The 16186-nt window shown below is 67.6% G+C and carries 15 protein-coding genes; all 15 read left to right on the plus strand.

The window, feature by feature from the left end; genetic code table 11:
- Positions 1-154 precede the first annotated feature (154 nt).
- The gene (locus tag HMPREF1868_RS01445) at positions 155-1765 is read left to right on the plus strand and encodes an ABC transporter substrate-binding protein (RefSeq protein WP_009277837.1); all 1611 of its coding nucleotides are present in this window, start codon (positions 155-157) and stop codon (positions 1763-1765) included.
- Between the two features lie 120 nt (positions 1766-1885).
- Positions 1886-2842 carry an ABC transporter permease gene (locus HMPREF1868_RS01450; protein ID WP_009277836.1) on the plus strand — a complete coding sequence of 319 codons (957 nt, stop codon included), beginning with the start codon at positions 1886-1888 and terminating at the stop codon, positions 2840-2842.
- Between the two features lie 2 nt (positions 2843-2844).
- Positions 2845-4884: a dipeptide/oligopeptide/nickel ABC transporter permease/ATP-binding protein gene (locus HMPREF1868_RS01455; RefSeq protein WP_009277835.1), complete on the plus strand. Its 2040-nt coding sequence runs from the start codon at positions 2845-2847 to the stop codon at positions 4882-4884.
- Positions 4885-5700, plus strand: coding sequence for an ABC transporter ATP-binding protein (locus HMPREF1868_RS01460; protein ID WP_009277834.1), 816 nt, complete (start codon positions 4885-4887; stop codon positions 5698-5700).
- 120 nt (positions 5701-5820) lie between these two features.
- Positions 5821-6747, plus strand: a complete 927-nt coding sequence (locus tag HMPREF1868_RS01465; RefSeq protein WP_062529756.1) for a dihydrodipicolinate synthase family protein — start codon at positions 5821-5823, stop codon at positions 6745-6747.
- An 81-nt stretch (positions 6748-6828) separates the two neighbouring features.
- Positions 6829-7797 carry an ROK family protein gene (locus HMPREF1868_RS01470; protein ID WP_062529757.1) on the plus strand — a complete coding sequence of 323 codons (969 nt, stop codon included), beginning with the start codon at positions 6829-6831 and terminating at the stop codon, positions 7795-7797.
- A 49-nt stretch (positions 7798-7846) separates the two neighbouring features.
- Positions 7847-8536, plus strand: coding sequence for an N-acetylmannosamine-6-phosphate 2-epimerase (locus HMPREF1868_RS01475; protein WP_062529759.1), 690 nt, complete (start codon positions 7847-7849; stop codon positions 8534-8536).
- Positions 8537-8742: 206 nt separating this feature from the next.
- Positions 8743-9093 carry a tRNA-binding protein gene (locus tag HMPREF1868_RS01480; protein WP_062529761.1) on the plus strand — a complete coding sequence of 117 codons (351 nt, stop codon included), beginning with the start codon at positions 8743-8745 and terminating at the stop codon, positions 9091-9093.
- Between the two features lie 2 nt (positions 9094-9095).
- Positions 9096-10019: an RNase adapter RapZ gene (gene rapZ, locus HMPREF1868_RS01485; protein ID WP_062529763.1), complete on the plus strand. Its 924-nt coding sequence runs from the start codon at positions 9096-9098 to the stop codon at positions 10017-10019.
- Positions 10020-10098: 79 nt separating this feature from the next.
- Positions 10099-11034 (plus strand): DNA-binding protein WhiA, encoded by a 936-nt coding sequence (gene whiA / locus HMPREF1868_RS01490; RefSeq protein WP_009277828.1) that lies wholly within the window; start codon positions 10099-10101, stop codon positions 11032-11034.
- A gap of 333 nt (positions 11035-11367) precedes the next feature.
- Positions 11368-12393, plus strand: a complete 1026-nt coding sequence (gap, locus tag HMPREF1868_RS01495) for a type I glyceraldehyde-3-phosphate dehydrogenase (RefSeq protein ID WP_009277827.1) — start codon at positions 11368-11370, stop codon at positions 12391-12393.
- 109 nt (positions 12394-12502) lie between these two features.
- A complete protein-coding gene (gene pgk, locus HMPREF1868_RS01500; protein WP_062529765.1) occupies positions 12503-13693 on the plus strand; it encodes a phosphoglycerate kinase in 1191 nt (396 codons plus the stop codon).
- Positions 13686-14450, plus strand: coding sequence for a triose-phosphate isomerase (tpiA, locus tag HMPREF1868_RS01505; RefSeq protein ID WP_062529767.1), 765 nt, complete (start codon positions 13686-13688; stop codon positions 14448-14450). The genes pgk and tpiA overlap by 8 nt, the downstream gene beginning before the upstream one ends.
- A 214-nt stretch (positions 14451-14664) precedes the next feature.
- Entirely contained in the window at positions 14665-14913 is a 249-nt protein-coding gene (gene secG / locus HMPREF1868_RS01510) for a preprotein translocase subunit SecG (RefSeq protein WP_009277824.1), read from the plus strand.
- Positions 14914-15187: 274 nt separating this feature from the next.
- A complete protein-coding gene (locus HMPREF1868_RS01515; RefSeq protein ID WP_009277823.1) occupies positions 15188-16180 on the plus strand; it encodes an ABC transporter permease in 993 nt (330 codons plus the stop codon).
- Positions 16181-16186: the final 6 nt, after the last annotated feature.

Below are 16186 nucleotides of genomic sequence, written 5' to 3' on the forward strand. Positions count from 1 at the left end.
GAAGCCCCTGCCACCCCGTCCGTTGCCCCTCGCTTGCCGCTGGGCGGAGATGATCTCGAAACATGCCTGAAATGCCATACGCTAGCGGGCGAGAGGTTGCGCCGACCCCGTTCTGCGCAACAAGGGACACGTTTGCGTGGAGAGAGGCAAGAACATGAAAGACCTGATGGGCAAGAACCTTTCGCGTCGCACCTTCCTCGGCGTCTCGAGCGGCGTCGCGGCCGTCGCGGGCCTGGGGCTCGTGGGCTGCGGCGGCGGCTCCGGCAGCAACGGCGGCAGCAGCGCCGGTGGCGAGAAGGCGGCCGGCGGCACCCTCACCGTGGGCACCGCCTACGCGACCCAGAACTACCACCCGTCCACCACGTCCTCGGCGCTCGCCCTGAGTGCCAACATGAACGTGGTCGAGGGCCTCTACGAGCTCGACTTCCATGACTACAGCACCCGCGCCGCCCTGGCCGCCGGCGACCCCACCAAGGTCGATGACACCACCTTCGAGGTCAAGCTGCGCGACGGCGCCAAGTTCTCCGACGGCACCGACGTCAAGGCGGAGGACGTCGTCTCGTCCTTCAAGCGCGCCAACGCCGAGGGCAACATCTACGTCTCGATGCTCACCCCCATCGCCTCCATCGAGGCCAAGGATGACACCACCGTCACCGTCAAGACCGCCTTCCCCGACTTCTCGCTGCTCAAGGAGCGCCTGGCGATCGTCAAGGTTGTCCCCAGCTCCGCGACCGACGAGGACCTGACCGCGAAGCCCACCGGCACCGGCCCCTGGATGTACGACGAGATCACCGACGCCTCCGTCACCCTCGTCCCCAACCCCAACTACAACGGCGAGTTCGCCGCCAAGGACGAGAAGATCCGCTATGACGTCCTGAAGGACGCCACCGCCCGCGTGACCGCCGCCCAGGAGGGCACCGACCTCATCTGCGAGTCCGTCCCCGCCGACTCCATCGACCAGCTCAAGAGCGCCGGCCTCTCCATCGACACCGTCCAGGGCTTCGGTACCCGCTTCATGATGTTCAACGTCAAGAAGGCCCCCTGGGACAACGTCAAGGTCCGCCAGGCCGTCATGTACGCCCTGAACTACGACCAGATGATCTCCAACGCCCTGGCCGGCATGGCCTCGACGCCCTCCTGCTACCTGCCCGAGACCTTCACCAACTACAACAAGGCCTCCATGGTCTATTCCTACGACCAGGAGAAGGCCAAGTCCCTCATCGCCGAGGCCGGCATCACGCCGGGCGCCATCACCCTGCGCACCACCGACAACGACCAGGTCGTCGCCATGTCCACGCAGATCAAGAACGACCTCGACGCCCTGGGCTTCGACGTCTCGATCCAGACCGACACCTCCGCGGCGACCTACGCCGCCATCGACGGCGGCGAGGCCTACGACCTCCTGCTCGCCCCCGGTGACCCCAGCTGCTTCGGTGCCGACCCCGACCTGCTGCTCAACTGGTGGTACGGCAACAACACCTGGATGCAGAAGCGCTGCGTCTGGAACGACTCCCCCGAGTTCGCGAAGCTCCACGAGCTGATGGACCAGGCCCTCTCCCAGACCGGCGACGAGCAGCAGAAGACCTGGAACCAGTGCTTCGACCTCATCTCCGAGAACGTTCCCCTGTATCCCGTCCTGCAGGTCCAGACCACGACCGGCTCCTGGCGTGACACCGCCAACGGCGACGGCACCAAGGTCTCCAGCGACTTCAAGGGCATCGGGACCACGGGCATCTCGCTGATCGGCGTCTCCACCACGAAGTAGTCGGCTCCGTCCCAACAGGCAGCGCGAGGGTAGGGCCCGGGCTTCAGGTACTGCCCGGGCCCTACCTCCTTGGAGCTGCCACGTCCTGACCGCACAGCGTTCGGAAAGGGGAGAGGCCACGTGAACAACCTCCTGCGCCTCATCGGACGGCGATTGGTGGCGCTGCCCATCATGGCCCTCGGCGTCACGATCCTCGTGTTCTTCCTCATGTCGTTCTCCAAGGTCGACCCGGCCTACAACGCGCTCGGCGAGAGCGCCACGCCGGAGGCGGTGGCCCAGTACCACGCCGACCACGGCCTGGACGACCCGTTGCCCACCCGCTACCTCCGCTACATGGGAGGGCTCCTCCACGGTGACCTCGGGAGCTACGGCGCCTCGAACTACTCCGTCGGCGAGCGCGTGGCCAAGGCCCTGCCTGTCACCATGCAGCTCACCTTCATCGGCCTGATCCTGGGTGCCATCGTGTCCTTCCTCCTGGGAGTGCTCGCCGCGCTCTACCGCGACGGATGGCCCGACCAGCTGATCCGCGTGCTCTCCATCGCCGGCCTCGCCACGCCCTCGTTCTGGCTGGCGGTCCTCATGATCCTGCTCTTCTCGTCGATGATGCACGTGCTGCCCGCCTCGGGCCCGCTGCCCAACTTCTTCGCCAATCCCGGCGGCTATGCCGCGCGCATGCTCATGCCCGCCGTGGCCCTCGCCTTCCCGCTCACCGGCCAGATGACCCGCATCGTGCGCACCGCCATGGTCGAGGAGCTCGACAAGGACTACGTCAAGACCGCGAAGGGCGCCGGGCTTCCCCAGGCCGTCGTCATCGGTCGCAACGTCCTGCGCAACGCCCTCATCACGCCCGTCACCACGCTGGGCCTCAAGATCGGCTACCTCATGGGCGGCGCCGTGGTCATCGAGACCATCTTCAACCTGCCCGGCATGGGCATGGCGATCCTCGAGGGCATCCAGGGCAACGAGACGAACCTGGTCCAGGGCGTCGTCATCGTCGTCGCGCTGTCGTTCATCGTGATCAACATCGTGGTCGACATGCTCTACCTCCTCATCAACCCCAGGATCAGGACGGTGTAGCCATGCTGACTCAGAGAAAAGAACAGGCCGAGAAGCTCGAGCAGGCCGCCGCGGGCGGCGCTCGCCTCGGCGGCTGGAAGAAGATGAGCGTCGGCTCCAAGGTCTCGCTCGTCCTGCTCGTCCTGGTGGCCCTCTCGGCCATCCTCGCCGCGGTCCTCTCGCCCTATGACCCGGTCGAGATCTTCACCGCGCGCCAGGCTCCCGGCGGCGGCTTCATCTTCGGCACCGACGACAAGGGGCGCGACATCCTGAGCCGCATGCTCTACGGCGGCCGCTACTCGCTGGTCATCGGCTTCGGCGCCACCCTCATGGCGCTGGTCTGCGGCTCCGTCATCGGCGCCATCGCCGCGGTCTCGCGCAAGTGGGTGTCCGAGGTGATCATGCGCGTCCTGGACATCATCATGTCCTTCCCCGGCATCGCGCTCGCGGCCGTGTTCGTGTCCATCCTGGGCAACAGCATCGGCTCGATCATCTTCTCCATCGGCTTCATGTACACGCCCCAGATCGCCCGCATCGTGCGCGCCAACATAGTGAGCGAGTACGGAGAGGACTACGTGCGCGCGGTCATCGTCTCCGGCGCCCGCGCCCCCTGGATCCTGATCAGGCACGTCCTGCGCAACTGCATCGCGCCGATTATGGTATTCACCGTGACCCTCGTGGCCGACGCCATCATCTTCGAGGCCTCCCTCACCTTCATAGGGGCCGGCATCCAGGAGCCCACCCCCACCTGGGGCAACATCCTGGCCGACGCCCGCGGTGGCGTGCTCGCGGGCCGTTGGTGGCAGGCGCTCTTCCCGGGCATGGCCATCATGGTCACCTGCCTCGCGCTCAACATCCTCTCCGAGGGCCTCACCGACGCCATGGCCGCCGCCCCCGGCGCCCCCGTCGACGCGGACAACTCCGAGAGCCGCCGTGCCGACGACATCCTGGCCTCCAATCCCGTCAAGGCCTACGAGGAGCAGGCGGAGGCGCTGGGTCGCAGGCTCGGCGCGCTGCGCGAGGTCGAGCTCGCCCGCGACGACCGCCACGTCCCCGACTACTCCGTGGAGCCCCTGCTGCAGGTCAAGGACCTCTGCATCAGCTTCCTCTCGCACGGTGACGTCCAGGTCGTGGACCACGTCAGCTTCGACGTGCGCCCCGGCCAGTGCATGGCCCTGGTGGGCGAGTCGGGCTGCGGCAAGTCCATCACCACCAAGACGATCATGAACCTCGTGGACCCCAAGGAGACGGTCACGGGCCAGCTCATCTACAAGGGCCAGGACCTGCTCAAGCTCAGCTCCGAGGAGCATCGCAAGCTCCTGGGCACCGAGATCGCCATGGTCTACCAGGACGCGCTCTCGTCCCTGAACCCCTCCATGCTCATCTCGACGCAGATGAAGCAGCTCACCGACCGAGGCGGGACCCGCTCCGCGGAGGAGCTGCTCGAGCTCGTAGGCCTCGATCCCAAGCGCACCCTCGAGTCCTACCCGCACGAACTGTCGGGCGGCCAGCGCCAGCGCGTGCTCATCGCCATGGCGCTCACCCGCGACCCGTCGCTGGTCATCTGCGACGAGCCCACCACGGCCCTGGACGTCACCGTCCAGAAGCAGGTCATCAAGCTCCTGAACGACCTCCAGGCAAAGCTGGGCTTCGCCATGGTCTTCGTGAGCCACGACCTCGCCCTGGTGGCCGAGGTGGCGTCCGAGATCACCGTCATGTACGCCGGCCAGGTCATCGAGCAGGCGCCGACCAAGGAGCTGCTCTGCAACCCCGTCCACGAGTACACCCGCGGGCTCCTGGGGTCGGTCCTCTCCATCGAGGAGGGCGCCCGTGACGGGAGCCGCCTGCACCAGGTGCCCGGCTCGGTCCCCTCGCCCGAGGACTTCCCGCGCGGCGACCGCTTCGCCCCGCGCTCCAGCCATCCCACGCTGGGCCTGGACGTGCACCCCGTCATCAAGAGCCTGCCGGGATGCGCCAACCACCGCTTCTCGGAGCTGCCCGACGACTACCTGAGGCAGAACGGGCTCGTTCCCTATCTAGACACCCTCAAGGAGGTGAGGTAGGTGGCCGACCAGAAGGAACCCATCATCTTCCTCGATGACATCTCCGTTACCTTCCGCACCCGCACGGGATCCATCCTCCACCCCAACCTGGTCCATGCGGTCCAGGGCGTGACCATCAAGCTCATGCCGGGCGAGACCATAGGAATCGTGGGCGAGTCGGGCTGCGGCAAGTCCACCACGGCCAACGTCATGTGCGGCCTGCAGTCGCCGACCTCCGGCCACGTCTACTTCCAGGGGACGGACGTCACGAAGCGCACGGCGGACCTGCGCAAGAAGATAGGCCGCGTCGTCTCGGTCGTCTTCCAGGACCCCGCCACGGCCCTCAACCCGCGCATGGTCGTCCGCGACCAGCTGCAGGACCCGCTGCTGGTGCACAAGGTGGGGGCGTCCGCCGACCAGGAGAGGCGCATCAACGAGCTCGTGGAGCTCGTGGGCCTGCCCAAGAGCGCGCTGCGCGCCCTGCCGGGTCAGCTCTCGGGCGGGCAGCGCCAGCGCGTCGCCATCGCCCGCGCCATGTCGCTCAACCCCTCGGCGATCATCGCCGACGAGCCCACCTCCGCCCTCGACGTGTCCGTGCGCGCCCAGATCCTCAACCTGCTCACCGACCTCAAGAGCGAGCTGGGGCTCTCGATGATCTTCATCAGCCACGACATCCAGACGGTCCGCTACATCTCCGACCGAATCATCGTCATGAACCACGGGCAGATCATGGAGCAGGGTCCGGCGCAGCAGGTGTTCAACGACCCCCAGGACGAGTACACCAAGACGCTCCTCGGGGCGGCACCGTCGCTCTTGCATCCCAAGATAGGTCGCTAGCAGCGAGCGCCCCGTCTGGCCGCGTGCCGGGCGGGGCGCGTCTCTCATGCGCGTCGCAGAGGACTAAGATGTGCCATCGTGCCCGGGCTTCCGGGCAGGCAGAGAGAAAAGGGTAGCCACATGTCAGACTTCAAGATCCGCGGCGTCGTGCCGCCCGTCGTCGTCCCCGACACCGAGGACCGCAGGCTGGACGTAGCCTCCTTCGAGCGCTCCATCGACCGCATGATCGACGCGGGCGTGGACGGCCTCTTCTTCCTGGGCTCCTCGGGAGAGGTGGTCTTCTCCACCGACGAGAGGCGCGACGAGGTCGTGCGCGAGGCGGTGCGCATCGTCGACCACCGCGTGCCCGTCCTGGTGGGCATCATCGACACCGAGACCGAGCGCGTGATCGAGCACGGGCGGCGCGCCCAGGAGCTGGGCGCCGACGCCCTCGTGGCCACCGCCCCCTTCTACGCGCTGGGCGGCATGGCAGACGTGGAGGAGCACTTCCGCATCCTCCACGAGGAGCTCGACCTGCCCGTCTTCGCCTACGACATCCCCGTCTGCGTCCACACCAAGCTCCCCTGGAAGCTCCTGGCCAAGCTGGGCGCCGAGGGCGTGCTCGCGGGCGTCAAGGACTCCTCGGGCAACGACATCTCGTTCCGCTACCTCTGCCAGGAGAACGAGAGGCTGGGTCACCCCCTGAGCCTCCTCACCGGCCATGAGATTGTCGTCGACGGCGCCTACCTCTCGGGCGCGGACGGCTCCGTCCCCGGCCTCGCCAACGTCGAGCCCCACGGCTACGTGCGCATGTGGAAGGCCGCCGAGGCGGGGGACTGGGCGACGGTCAAGGCCGAGCAGGACAAGCTCAACGAGCTCAGCCACATCTTCGACGTCACCACCGGCGTCCAGGGCTTCGGCGGCGGCGTGGGCGCCTTCAAGACCGCCCTCATGCTCATGGGCGTGTACGAGTCCAACCAGATGCCCCGCCCGGTCAAGGCGCTCGAGGGCACCAACGTCGAGGCCATCCGCTCGGTGCTCGTGAGCTGTGGCCTCCTCGAGGCCTAGGCGAGAGGCGGCTCTCGCCCGAAGACGCAAGCCCGGGCGCGCTTGCGACGACGGCGCGCCCGCACCCCAGGAAGGAGTCCCATGGCAGCAGAGGCCAAGCGCGTCATCGCGCTCGACATCGGAGGCACCAAGATCGCCTCGGCCCTCGTGACGCTCCGCGCGGGCGAGGCGCCCCTCATCGAGCACTATGGCAAGGTTCCCACCGAGGCCAAGCTCGGTGGGCAGAGGGTGCTCGGGAACGCCATCGAATCCGCCCGTCGCGTCGCGGAGGCGGCGGTCGGCGGGCTGGACGGCATCGGCGTCTCGAGCGCGGGCGTCATCGACCCCGCGACGGGAGACGTCACCTACGCGAACGAGATCATGCCCGGCTGGGGCGGCACCCACCTGGGAGCCGAGCTCGCGCGCGAGCTCGGACTTCCCGCCCGCGTCCTGAACGACGTGCACGCCCATGCCCTGGGCGAGGCGCGCTGGGGCGGTGGCAGGGACGCCTCGAGCTGCCTGGTCGTCGCCGTGGGCACCGGCATCGGCGGTGCCTTCGTGCTGGGCGGCCACATCCTTCTGGGCGCCCACAACGAGGCGGGCCACGTGGGCCACGTGAGCTGCTCCGACGCCACCGGAGTCCCCTGCTCCTGTGGGGCGACGGGTCACCTCGAGCCCATCGCCGCAGGTCCCGGCATCATCGAGCGCTACCTCGAGCTGGGCGGCGATGCCACCCAGGCGGACGGCAGCCCCATGGACGGGGCCGAGATAGACCGCCGCGCGGCACGGGGCGACCAGGCCGCAAGGGACGCCGAGGCGCGCTCCGGCCATGCGATAGGCGAGGTCCTGGGCAGCATGTGCAACATGCTCGACCCCGACTGCGTCATACTCTCGGGCTCCGTCGCCCAGTGCGGGCCCGCCTGGCACGATGCCATGGAGCGCGGCTGGCACGAGGCGGTCATGCCGCCCGTGGCATCCACGCCCGTCCGCTCGGGCGAGCTGGGCGGCAACGCGCCCCTCATCGGCGCCGCCGAGAACGTAGTCCGCTCGGGCTACGCCGAGTTCGAGTAGGCAACGAGGGGGCCGTGCGAGGAGCGCGGCCCCACGTCTGGAGGTAGAAATGGAAGTCTCGCCCCTGGTCCAGTCGCTCAAGGGAAGGCTCGTCGTGAGCGTCCAGGCCTATCCCGGGGAGCCCCTGCGGCATCCCGAGACCATGGCCCAGATGGCGGAGGCCTGCGAGCAGGGTGGCGCCGCCGCCATCCGCTGCCAGGGCCTCTCTGACATCGCCGCCATCAAGGGCAGGGTCCAGGTGCCCGTCATCGGCCTCTGGAAGGAGGGGCACGAGGGCGTATACATCACGCCGACCCTGCGCCATGCCGTCGCCTGCGTCAACGCCGGCGCGGACGTCGTCGCCATAGACGCCACCGATCGGCCCCGTCCCGACGGGAGGACCTTCGCCCAGACGGTGGCGGACCTTCGCGCCCAGTGCGAGACCCTCGTCATGGCCGACTGCATGACCATCGACGACATACGCAACGCGGTGGCCGTCGGCTGTGACCTCGTGTCCACGACCCTCTCGCACAACAAGGCCGCCATCGATACCACCATGGACGACGGGCCCGACCTCCCGCTCCTGAGGCAGGCCACCGAGGAGTTCCCAGGCCTTCCCATCATCTGCGAGGGCCACGTGCACACGCCGGCGGACGCGGCGGCGGCCATCGGCGCCGGCGCCTGGGCCGTGGTCGTGGGGACGGGCATCACGCACCCCACGAGCCTCACCAAGTGGTTTCGCGCCGCGGTGGAGGGATGAGTCGGGGCCCTCGGGTCAGTTGCGGACTTCTCGCGTCTCAGGGTCCGCAGCTGACCTCCTGCTGGCGCGAGCCAGGCAGGGGTCTGGCCTGCCCTGGGCGCGCGTCGCAAACGGTTCGTTCGCGTGGGACGTCTAGCCGTACAATCAGGTGAGTCCGCAGCGCGGGCGGGGGAGGACCCCGCCCGCACCCCGTAGAGGGAGGGTCCATGGGAGCCGCAGTCGAGCCAAACGTGACCATCGACGACTGGGACAAGCTCGACGTCCGCGTGGGTCTGATCGAGCGCGTCGAGGACGTCAGGGGCTCCAAGAAGCTCGTTGCCCTCCACGTCGACTTCGGTGACTTCAAGCGCACCATCCTCACGGGGATGAGGGAGGAGCGCGAGGACTGCAAGGCCATCGAGGGGACCAAGACGCTCTTCCTCGTCAACATGGCCCCGCGCAAGATGGCGGGCATGGTGAGCGAGGGCATGCTCCTGGACATCGGCTACGAGGACGGGATCCCCTCGGTGCTCGCCACGCTCGAGCGGGACGTCCCCGCGGGCACGAGGCTCTGCTAGCCATGCCCAGCAGCAGCCAGCGCATGAGGGAGGCGGCCGCCGCCGACCGCGTTCCCGACATCGTCGTGATAACCGGGATGTCGGGCAGCGGCCGCACCCAGGCCCTGCACGTCTTCGAGGACATGGGCTACTACTGCATAGACAACCTGCCTCCCCGCCTCATCCTCGACCTCGCCCGCGTGGTGGGGATCAACGCCAACACCGGCCGTCACCTGGCCGTCACCTGCGACCTCAGGAGCCAGGGGCTCTTCGACGAGGTCACCGACGCGCTGGCGCAGCTCCGTGACCACGAGCTCAGCGTCAAGACCCTCTTCCTCGACTGCTCGGACGAGGTGCTGCTGCGCCGCTACGACGAGACCCGTCGCCGTCACCCCATCGCCCAGGAGGGCGAGACGACCGTTGCCGCCATAGCCCGCGAGCGCGCCGCGCTCGCGCCCATCCGCGACGAGTCCGACCTGGTCATCGACACGAGCCGCCTGCGCACGAACGCCCTGCGCAGCCGCATCAGGCACGCATTCTCGGAGCTCGACGAGCAGCAGCTCCTGGACGTGAGCGTCTTCAGCTTCGGCTTCAAGCACGGGCTCCCCGCCGAGGCCGACCTCATGATCGACGTGCGCTTCCTGCCCAACCCCTTCTACGACCCCGCCATGCGCGAGCTCACCGGCAACGACGCCCTGGTCACCGACTTCGTCATGCAGAACAAGGTGACGGCGGACTTCATGGTCGCCTGGAAGCGCCTCCTGGACGTGGCGATGCCGGGCTACGTGGCCGAGGGCAAGACCCAGCTCTCCATCGCCGTGGGCTGCACGGGCGGCCAGCATCGTTCCGTGGCCATCGCCAACGCGACTGCAGCCTACCTCACGGGGCAGGGCTACCGCGTCTCGCTTTCGCACCGCGACCTCCCCCTCGCCAACCGGAGGCCCTGATGGGCCTCGCGACGGTGCGGCACGGGGGTCGGTCGCAGCCCGCGCGCGTGGCCACTCTCGCCTGCGGGGGTGATGGGACATGTCGTTCACCGCGCAGGTGAAGGACGAGCTGTCGCGCGTGGAGGGGGAGTGCCCGCTCTGCGCCTACGCCCAGCTCTCGGCCATAACGCGCATCTGCGGCACGCTCTCCTTCAGGGGTCCGGGGCGCTACTCGATCCGCGTCTCGACCGAGACCGGCGCCGTGGCGCGCACCATGATCAAGCTCACCCACGAGCTCTTCGACCTCGAGACGCCTCTCACCGTGCGCCGCTCCAACCTGCACAAGGCCCGCAACTACCTCATAGAGATCCCCGAGCAGCGCGAGCTCGAGGCCGACCTCGTCCGCCTGGGCATCCTCCTGCCGGGCCGCGGCCTCGCGCCGGGCATCCCCTGGCAGCTCCTGCGCTCGGACCACTGCAGGCGCGCCTTCGTGCGCGGGGCCTTCATGGCCGGGGGCTTCATCGCGGACCCCAGGGGCGACTTCCACCTCGAGGTCGCGGTCACGGGCGAGGAGTTCGCCCGCGAGCTCGCCGACGTCCTGGAGGACCTGGGGGTCTCCGCCCGCCTCAACCGCCGACGCGGCTCCTTTGCGATCTACCTCAAGAGCTTCGACGAGATAGCCCGCCTCCTCGACGCCATGGGCGCGCGCCGCTCCACCCTTCTCGTCGACAAGGTGCGGCGCATGAAGTCGCTCAAGAACGACGTCAACCGCCGCGTCAACGCCGAGATGGCCAACCAGGCCCGCTCGACCGGTGCCGCGGCGGACCAGCTGGGCCTCATCGACCAGGCGGAGCGCGAGCCCGGGCTGCGCGCGCTGCCGCCGGCGGTGAGGGAGTTCTGCGCCCTCAGGAGGGCGCATCCCGAGAAGTCGCTGGCGGACCTCGGCGCCATGGCCGAGCCGCCGGCATCCAAGTCGGCCATGTACCATCGCCTCCTGCGCCTCCAGAAGATCGTGGGGGAGTCGCAGGGGGCGTAGCGCGTGCCCGTATGGGCGAGAGTTGCCCTGGCCACGGCACCTGACGAGGAGCGCGAGCGCGGCGTAGCGCGCGCCCGTGGGCGAGAGTCGCCCCCGTCCCGCCTGGAAGGTCCCTGCCGGCGCGCCGGACACGGCGGCGGGCCCGGGTACCTCTCGCCTGGCCATTCCAAATGCACCCCGAACAGTGGCCAACCGTGGGCGCGCCTCCAAATTCACCCCCATTTGGCTTTGGGCGACCGAGTTGCAGTTTTGTGGGTAAAATAGGGGCGTGCTTGTAAGAGTGTTGGCCACTCCCGAGGAACGGCCTCGGTTGGCCTCGCGAAAGGAGAAAGCATGGCAGTCAAGGTTGCTATCAACGGCTTCGGACGTATCGGTCGCCTCGCGTTCCGCCAGATGTTTGGCCACGAGGGCTCCGAGATCGTCGCCATCAACGACCTCACCTCGCCCGATATGCTCGCGTACCTCCTGAAGTACGATTCCACCCAGGGCAACTACGCCCGTGACCACAAGGTCGAGTCCACCGAGGATGCCATCATCGTCGATGGCAAGAAGATCACCATCTACAAGGAGGCGGACGCCAACAACCTGCCTTGGGGCGAGCTCGGCGTCGACGTCGTCCTCGAGTGCACCGGCTTCTACACCTCCAAGGCCAAGGCGCAGGCCCACATCAACGCGGGCGCCAAGAAGGTCGTCATCTCCGCCCCCGCCGGCAACGACCTGCCCACCATCGTCTTCAACGTCAACCACGAGCAGCTGACCGCCGACGACAACATCATCTCCGCCGCCTCCTGCACCACCAACTGCCTCGCCCCCATGGCCAAGGGCCTGAACGACTTCGCCCCCATTGTCAGCGGCATCATGACCACCATCCACGCCTTCACCGGCGACCAGATGGTCCTCGACGGCCCCCAGCGCAAGGGCAACAAGCGTCGCTCCCGCGCGGCCTCCGAGAACATCGTCCCCAACTCCACCGGCGCCGCCAAGGCCATCGGCCTGGTGCTCCCCGAGCTCAACGGCAAGCTCATCGGTGCCGCCCAGCGCGTCCCGACGCCGACCGGCTCCCTCACCAACCTCTATGCCGTCGTTGACAAGAAGGTCACCGTCGACGAGGTCAACGCTGCCATGAAGGCCTACGCCGAGACCATCCCCGAGACCTTCGGCTACAACGAGGACGAGATCGTCTCCCGCGACATCGTCGGCGAGACCCACGGCTCGATCTTCGACGCCACCCAGACCATGGTCCAGGACCTCGGCAACGGCCAGAGCCTCGTCCAGGTCACCTCTTGGTACGACAACGAGAACTCCTACACCTCTCAGATGGTCCGCACCATCAAGTACTTCGAGAAGTTCGTTGCCTAGCCACTAGGCACCCTCGGTTCTGCAGGGGCGCGGCCGCTGGCCCACGGGTCGCAGCCGCGCCCCTTTCTTGCACGGAGTCGCATCGATCGCCGCAGCAGAAGGAGTGAGCATGGCTTTTACCAAGAAGACCGTCCGCGACGTGGACGTCGACGGCAAGCGCGTCATCATGCGCGTCGACTTCAACGTCCCCCTGAAGGATGGCGTCGTCACCGATGACACGCGCGTCCGCGCCGCCATCCCCACCATCAAGTACCTCAAGGAGCACAACGCCGGCATCGTCCTCATGAGCCACCTCGGACGTCCCAAAGGTGACGGTCCCGAGCCCGAGCTCTCGCTGAAGCCTGCCGCAGACAAGCTCGCCGAGCTCACCGGATACGAGGTCAAGTTCGTGGACGACACCTACGGCGAGAAGGCGGCCGCCGCCGTCGCCGAGGTCAAGCCCGGTGACATCCTGGTCCTCGAGAACGTCCGCTTCCTCAAGGCCGAGAAGAAGAACGACCCCGAGGTCGCCAAGAAGCTCGCCTCCTATGGCGACATCTTCGTCCTCGACGCCTTCGGCACCGCCCACCGCGCCCAGGGCTCCGTCGTCGGCCCGGCCGAGTTCATCCCCGCCGTCGCCGGCTTCCTGCTCGAGAAGGAGGTCGACACCCTGACCTCGATCTTCGCCGAGCCCGAGCGCCCCTTCGTCGCCATCGTGGGCGGCTCCAAGGTCTCCAGCAAGATCGGCGTCCTCGACCACCTCATCGACTCCGCCGACACCCTGATCATCGGCGGCGGCATGGCCTACACCTTCTTCCTGGCCAAGGGCTACAGCGTGGGCACCTCCCTCAAGGAGGAGGACTGGATCGAGCGCGCGGCCGAGATGCTGAAGAAGGCCGAGGCCAAGGGCTGCAAGATCCTGCTTCCCGTCGACAACGTGGTCGCCGACCACTTCGGCGAGGACGCCACGGGCGAGGTCGTCGACTCCGACAAGATTCCCGACGACCGCATGGGCATGGACATCGGGCCCAAGACCGTCGAACTCTACTGCGAGGCCGTCAAGGCCGCCAAGACCGTCTTCTGGAACGGCCCCATGGGCGTCTTCGAGATGGACCAGTTCGCCAAGGGCACCGAGGCCGTCGCCCGTGCCATCGCGGACTCCGACTGCACGTCCATCATCGGCGGCGGTGACTCCGTCGCGGCAATCAACAAGTTTGGCCTGGCCGACAAGATGAGCTGGATCTCCACTGGCGGCGGCGCCTCCATGGAGCTCGTCGAGGGCAAGGCCCTTCCCGGAGTGGAGGCGCTTCTCGATGCGTAACAGGATGATCGCCGGCAACTGGAAGATGAACAAGAGCTACTCCGAGGGCGTCGTTCTGGCTCAGGGCCTGGCCCGCGAGCTCGAGGGCGGCACGGGAGACGTCGACGTCGTCGTCTGCCCCCCGACGGTCGACCTCAAGGGCGTCGCAACCGTCATCGAGCAGGAGAGCGCGCCCTTCTCGCTTGGCGCCCAGAACGCCTACTTCGAGGAGTCTGGCGCCTACACCGGAGAGACCGCTCCCTCGATGTTGACCGACATCGGCGCGACCTACTGCATCATCGGCCACTCCGAGCGTCGCGGCTACTTCGGCGAGACCGACGAGGACATTAACAAGAAGGCCAAGGCCCTGATGGCCCATGGTATCGTGCCCATCAGCTGCTGCGGCGAGTCCCTCGAGGTCCGCGAGGCGGGCAAGCACGTCGAGTTCGTCGTGGACCAGATCAGGAAGGACACCGAGGGCCTCGTCATCGACGATCCTTCGAAGTACGTCGTCGCCTACGAGCCCATCTGGGCCATCGGCACCGGCAAGACCGCCACGGCCGACGACGCCCAGGAGGTCTGTGGCGCCATCCGCAAGACCTTGGCCGAGGTCTTCGGCCAGGAGGTGGCCGACGGCATCCGCGTGCTCTACGGCGGCTCCGCCAAGCCCGAGAACGTGGCCGGCTTCCTCGAGAAGGAGGACGTGGACGGCGCGCTCGTCGGTGGAGCGTCCCTCAAGGCGGACTCCTTCGCCGCCATGGTCAAGGCGGCCATGTAGGGGGACGGTCCCTCTCGCCCAAGAAGGCCTGGGCCCCGGCACGGAGGTGTCGGGGCCCATTTTTTGTGGGTGGGACCGACGCGCGTGGGGCGAGCGTCGGCAGGCTTGGGGCTGCCGTCGATTCTATGGCAGTTGGTAACGGCCTTGACTCATGTGGTAAGCTAACCAATCGATGTAGTTGCGCCATCCGTGGGCACATAAAAAGGAGCACTTCGTGGGCGTTCTGAACACCATCCTTCTGGTCATCCTGGCACTCTCGGCCGTCCTGACGGTCATCCTCATCCTCATGCACTCCGGGAAGGGGACCGGGGTCTCGGACATGATCGCCTCCTCCATGTACAACTCGGCCGCCGGCTCGGGGGTCTGGGAGAAGAACCTCGACCGCCTCACCGTCATCACCGCGGTCGTCTTCGGTGTCACCGTCTGCGTCATGGCGTTGACCTTCCCGCTGGGCACCATCTAGGCTCTTGCGCGCACGGCCCGTCTTCCGCCCCTGGGCGCGTGGACGGGCCGTTATCTCTGCCGCGTCTCGTGCCGTGGTAGGATTTTGCACGTTGTGTTCTTGCGTGCCCTGGCTCCCGGCCCACCCGAGGCCCGACGCGAAGGCATGCTGCTTGCGCCTCTGGCTGGGCGGACGTGCCGCCACGGAAGCGCATTCTGCAGAAGAGGGACGTGGTCGCATCGCCGTCGCGTCCTCGTGCGCCCCCGGGGCGCGCGAAGCGAAGTGAGGAGCGTCCATGGCGCGATTCGTCGGGTACATAGCCAAGCGTGTGGCGAGCTACATAGTCATGATCTTCGTGGCGACCTCGCTCACGTACTTCCTGGCATCGGCCTTCATGAGCCCGCGATCCAACTACGAGTCCCGCACTCCCAGGCCACCGCAGGAGTCCATTGAGGCGTCGCTCGACGCCACCAACCTCAACGACAAGACCCCCATCCTCCAGCGCTACCAGAGGTGGCTGGGCGGCATCGTCACCAGGTGGGACTGGGGTCAGACGCCCACCGGCGTCTCGGTGAACGAGGAGATGTCCTCGCGCATCGGCGCCTCTGTGGAGCTGATGTCGCTCGCCACCATCATCTCCATCGTGGTGGGCGTGAGCCTGGGCGTGTACACCGCCCAGCGGCAGTACCAGTGGCAGGACCGCTTCCTGGGCGGCATGGCCTCGCTCTTCATGGTCATCCCCACCGTCGTCCTGGCCATCCTCATCGTGTTCGCGGCCATCGAGATAAACCAGGCGGCGGGGTCGCGCCTCTTCTACGTGACGGGCCTCTCCAGCTACGAGGGCGGCAATCCCCTCATGACCTTCCTCGACTTCCTCCAGCACATCCTGCTGCCCACCGTGGTGCTCACCATCATCAGCTCCGTGGGCTACCACCTGGGCCAGCGCACCTACCTCCTGGACGAGATGCACGCCGACTACGTGCGCACCGCCCGCGCGAAGGGCCTCACCAAGAAGCAGGCCATCCGCAAGCACGCCCTGCGCGCCTCGCTCATCCCCACGGCCGTCTCGGTGGCCTTCTCCATCGCCGGCATCTTCACGGGCGCCGTCATGACCGAGAAGATCTTTGCCATCCACGGCCTGGGCGAGTACTTCATCAACTGCATCAACAACAACAACATCCATGGCGCCGTGGCCGTCGCGGCGTTCAGCGGGGCCTGCACGCTCGTGGGCGCGCTCCTGGCGGACCTCTTCGCCGCCGCGCTCGACCCCCGCATCAAGATGAGCTAAGGAGAG

The organism is Olsenella sp. DNF00959 (assembly GCF_001553055.1).
Taxonomy (GTDB): Bacteria; Actinomycetota; Coriobacteriia; order Coriobacteriales; family Atopobiaceae; genus Olsenella_I; species Olsenella_I phocaeensis.